Annotated in this window: 1 protein-coding gene; it reads right to left on the bottom strand. The window is 42.0% G+C overall.

Annotated features, from left to right (window positions below):
- Window positions 1-547, bottom strand: a 547-nt coding sequence (locus A3729_RS08360; RefSeq protein WP_197475694.1) for a chemotaxis protein CheW, incomplete at its 3' end; no start/stop codon positions are given.
- Window positions 548-831: the final 284 nt, after the last annotated feature.

Raw genomic sequence — 831 nt, 5'->3', positions numbered from 1 at the left:
TAGGCGGCGATTCACTATCACGTTCACACACCTGTTCTACGAACTCTTCGTTAACGGTTTCTTCTACAGGCGCCACTTCAGAAAGAATCTTCTCTACATCGATAATTTCTACAAGCTTATTATCGATACGAGTGACGGCAGTCAGGTAATTTTCGCGTCCGGCACCCTTTGGCGGCGGATGAATCTCTTCCCAATTAAGGTTAACGATACGTTCAACATCACCAACCAGGAAGCCTTGAGTCTTTCTGTTGTATTCAGTAATAATGACAAAGCTATTGGGAATTGTCTCTTCCGCAATCGGCATCTGTCCTGTTGCCATCCCCATATCCATAATAGGGATAGTTCCACCACGAATATGCGCGACACCGCGAACAACAGGATGTCGTTGTGGCATCATAGTTAACTTAGGGCACTGCAATACTTCTTTAACCTTAAAAACGTTAATTCCGTATATCTGCTGACCCTGAAGCTTAAACAACAATAATTCCAGTCGATTCTGCCCAACGAGCTGAGTTCGTTGGTTAACACTGTCCAGAATACCGGCCATATATATAGCTCCCCTAACGATGTTCAGAGCGGTATGTTACTTGCTTAAGTATTTAGCAGAATGCTTGATACTTAAGCAAATAGGTAAAACCCTGAGCAACGATTTGTACTTTTGACGCAACACTCAGTTTACGCAATAAAGTACTTGTTATTACACGTGCTTTTTAATTTTTTGCACAGCTAACAATAGCATAGGACATAAAATGAAAATTAGTAGGCAAATATTCTGGTTACCGCTTCTTTTTCTGAGCACACTAGTTATCGGGAGCGAGACCGTAACTTTGG

This window comes from Oleiphilus sp. HI0043, assembly GCF_001634935.1.
Note: the sequence above shows the minus strand (reverse complement) of the source record. Positions and strands in the feature narration are given on the sequence as shown.